This window comes from Dehalococcoidia bacterium (genome assembly GCA_041653995.1).
Lineage (GTDB): Bacteria > Chloroflexota > Dehalococcoidia > GIF9 > UBA5629 > CAIMUM01.
The window spans coordinates 1-2918 of the sequence record JBAZEK010000024.1 but is presented as its reverse complement, the minus strand read 5'-3'; the positions used below and the strand labels follow the sequence as shown (position 1 = coordinate 2918).

Annotated in this window: 6 protein-coding genes; all 6 read left to right on the top strand. The window is 47.4% G+C overall.

Going from position 1 to position 2918, the window contains the following annotated elements; translation table 11 throughout:
* The first annotated feature begins 59 nt into the window (after positions 1–59).
* From WC359_14215 to WC359_14190, 6 genes are read left to right on the top strand one after another with little or no spacing between them, the layout of a single operon-like run.
* Complete coding sequence (locus WC359_14215; protein MFA5401600.1) at positions 60–272, top strand: hypothetical protein; 213 nt, start codon at positions 60–62, stop codon at positions 270–272.
* Positions 273–300: 28 nt separating this feature from the next.
* Complete coding sequence (locus WC359_14210) at positions 301–807, top strand: DUF5662 family protein (protein ID MFA5401599.1); 507 nt, start codon at positions 301–303, stop codon at positions 805–807.
* Positions 808–811: 4 nt separating this feature from the next.
* Positions 812–994 carry a hypothetical protein gene (locus tag WC359_14205; GenBank protein MFA5401598.1) on the top strand — a complete coding sequence of 61 codons (183 nt, stop codon included), beginning with the start codon at positions 812–814 and terminating at the stop codon, positions 992–994.
* Between the two features lie 31 nt (positions 995–1025).
* Positions 1026–1727: a hypothetical protein gene (locus tag WC359_14200; protein ID MFA5401597.1), complete on the top strand. Its 702-nt coding sequence runs from the start codon at positions 1026–1028 to the stop codon at positions 1725–1727.
* Positions 1721–2569 (top strand): radical SAM protein, encoded by an 849-nt coding sequence (locus tag WC359_14195; protein ID MFA5401596.1) that lies wholly within the window; start codon positions 1721–1723, stop codon positions 2567–2569. Before WC359_14200 ends, WC359_14195 begins: the two co-directional genes overlap by 7 nt.
* A 47-nt stretch (positions 2570–2616) precedes the next feature.
* Positions 2617–2805 carry a hypothetical protein gene (locus tag WC359_14190; GenBank protein ID MFA5401595.1) on the top strand — a complete coding sequence of 63 codons (189 nt, stop codon included), beginning with the start codon at positions 2617–2619 and terminating at the stop codon, positions 2803–2805.
* The last annotated feature ends 113 nt before the right edge of the window (positions 2806–2918 follow it).

Here is a 2918-nt window from a genome sequence, read left to right as displayed (position 1 = left end):
AGAAAGTGCTATCAGTTTCACCCCCGCCCTACTAACCCCCACCACAAAGGAGTAATGAGATGGCAATAAAGGCAATGCCTGATACGACAAGGCTTAATAATCTCTATGATAAATTATCAAACATGCGTTTACAACACAAGGATAAGCACATCATAATAGAAGATATAACTGAATGTATTAATATCATTGAAAGCATGGATTTATACAGTGCTTACTATGATATGGCATCTAACGCTACCGAATATACGGAGGACACCCCATGCGACCACTAATCCTAGCGATGCTGATGGAGGGGCGGGGATGAAATATTTAAAGTATTTATGGTATGTATTGAAACACAAATGGTTTGTATTCCTTGAGTGTTGCAAATTGGGAATATGGTGGCGTGGTGTCACGCATGACTTTTCCAAATTCTTGCCCAGCGAGTTTATCCCTTACGCGCGCTATTTCAAGGGAACTATCAAGCGGGGCAGAAATGCAACAGGATACTATAAACCATACGAAACGGGGGATGGCAACTTTGACCGAGCATGGTTTTATCACCAAAAGCGCAATAACCATCACTGGCAATATTGGATTATCCCGCTTGATGGTGAAGGTTGCCATGCCCTTAAGATACCAGAAATGGTCATTAGAGAAATGGTAGCCGACTGGCGTGGTGCTGGCAAGGCACAAGGGACACCAGATACAGTCAAATGGTATAAAACCAACAAGGATAAGTTGCAGTTGCATCCCCAAGCACGCAACAGGATAGAAGAATTGCTAGGCATTAACCACGCCGGTGCCGCCCGCCGAATAGGAGAGTGATAGTATGGCAGTATCACGATTTTGGGATATAGCAGATGTTTATACCAAAGAAACCCAACGCGGTGACTGCGTTATTGTGTTCTGGCAAAGGGGAGAGGGAGACAGAGGATTTATTAATGGCAATGAAATCCAGATCGTATTAACTCCCGAAATTGCCAAAAGATTAAAGGGAGTATTGCCAGACTAACCACCCCCGCGCCCAGCGCAGAAAGGGAGAGATGAGGGAACTCATAAAAGCAGTTGAATACAATATCAAGCCGATTCTATGGTATATCGGCACGATCCTGGTGTGCCTGCTTATCGGTTGTGCTATCGGCACATTCTGGCTTCACGATGTGCTATTCCCGCCGATGCAAGTCACCGACACCACCGCCGCCGAGTGGCACGGGGAAACAGTCAAGCCCGCCATAGTAGCAGCATCCAAAGTGCCCGCCGGGGTGATAGCGCAGATAGAACTAACGATGAATTTTCCGGCGGAACACGGCTGGGGTGAAATCATCGGGACCAAACCAGCGGGGGGCGGTCCATCGCAAAAAGATAGTAGCAATCAACAAATAGGCATTGCGGACCAGCCCAGCGGTCCATCTGCGGTCCCGATTTTTCAAGGTCCGCGAAAGGTCCGCTTTGCTGCCAATGGGGAATATTGGGCGGACCAATGGTCCGTAAATGTAATCATCCAGCAACTCACCGATGGCAGCTATAAAGTGTTGACTGACGAGGACGGCGTGAGTTTTACCGTCAAGAGTGCGGTGGCGGTTAAGCCAAAGCAGGCGTGGATTCGCACAGGATTATCGGCTGGCTATGATGGCAAGGGAAATCTATCGGCTGGCGGCAACCTGCTACTGTGGAATCATGTGCAGGTCGGCGGGGGATACCGCACCGATAACGCATGGGAACTGAAAGGCGGGTGGCTGTGGTGAAAATCGGACTCGTGGATGTGGATAGCCATAATTTCCCTAACCTTGCGCTGATGAAACTATCAGCATATCACAAAGCGCAGGGTGATTCGGTGGAATGGTTTTGTGGCTATTCAACCTACGATCTGGTTTATGCCAGCAAGGTATTCACCTTCACGGCTGATAATGGATACTTGCCTGATTCTGCGATCCGGGGCGGCTGGGGATATAACTGTGATTTATTGCCTGATGACATAGAACACATCATGCCTGATTATGGCTTATATCCCCATATTGATTATGCGCTGGGCTTTACTACCAGGGGTTGTATCCGAAAATGCGATTTTTGTTTAACGCCCAGCCGTGAGGGTTATATCCATTATCACGCCAGCATAGAGGAGTTTTGGCAGGGGCAATCATCGGTAGTATTGCTTGACGGGAATATCATCGCCAGCGATCACGGCTTGAATCAACTCCAATGGATTGCCGATAGAGGATTGAAACTTGACTGCAATCAGGGAATAGATTGCCGGTTGGTAACGCCAGAGATCGCAGGGCTATTAGCTAAAATCCGATGGCTAAAACCTATTCACCTTGCCCTTGATAATCATTATGAGGATTCGCTGGATAAGGCAGTCAATCTATTAAGGGATGCCGGAGCCACGCCGAAAAATTATACCGTCTATTGTATTGTGAAACCCAATGAGATTGATGATGCCTATGAACGGGTGATGTTTTGTAAAGGATTAAACTGTGATCCCTTTGCTATGCCGTTAGATAAAAGCGATAAGCAATCCCGCCATTTTGCCCGTTGGGTGAATCACAAAGCGATATTCAAAACAGTAGAATGGAAGGATTATCACTAACTCCCCCGCCCTGCCGACAGTGGGGATAACAACAGGAGGATGGTAGGATGAAGGAGATTGAGGTATTTGTTGATAAACGCAGCGATGATTTTATCCTCGTGTGTTTAGAGGATAGTTGGGATAGCATGGGCGATTTTGCCACCTTCCCCGAAGCCCTCGCCTTTTGCGACTATCACAAGCTAACCATCACCGCATATTATCGGAATGGCGTGAAGGTAACGAAGGAGGAGATATGAAACGCTACATTGAGATTGACGGGGAACGGGTGGAGTTTGATAATGCCCATAAATGCCCCGCATTTGGAAGAGAGGGATGTGAGGGAGAAGATTCGGTATGCCATCATCCTAAA

What these genes read in the sequence shown, in the direction of transcription:
- WC359_14215 (MFA5401600.1), top strand. Translation starts at nt 60, where the DNA reads ATGGCAATAAAGGCAATGCCTGATACGACAAGGCTTAATAATCTCTAT.
- WC359_14190 (MFA5401595.1), top strand. Translation starts at nt 2,617, where the DNA reads ATGAAGGAGATTGAGGTATTTGTTGATAAACGCAGCGATGATTTTATC.
- WC359_14210 (MFA5401599.1), top strand. Translation starts at nt 301, where the DNA reads ATGAAATATTTAAAGTATTTATGGTATGTATTGAAACACAAATGGTTT.
- WC359_14205 (MFA5401598.1), top strand. Translation starts at nt 812, where the DNA reads ATGGCAGTATCACGATTTTGGGATATAGCAGATGTTTATACCAAAGAA.
- WC359_14200 (MFA5401597.1), top strand. Translation starts at nt 1,026, where the DNA reads ATGAGGGAACTCATAAAAGCAGTTGAATACAATATCAAGCCGATTCTA.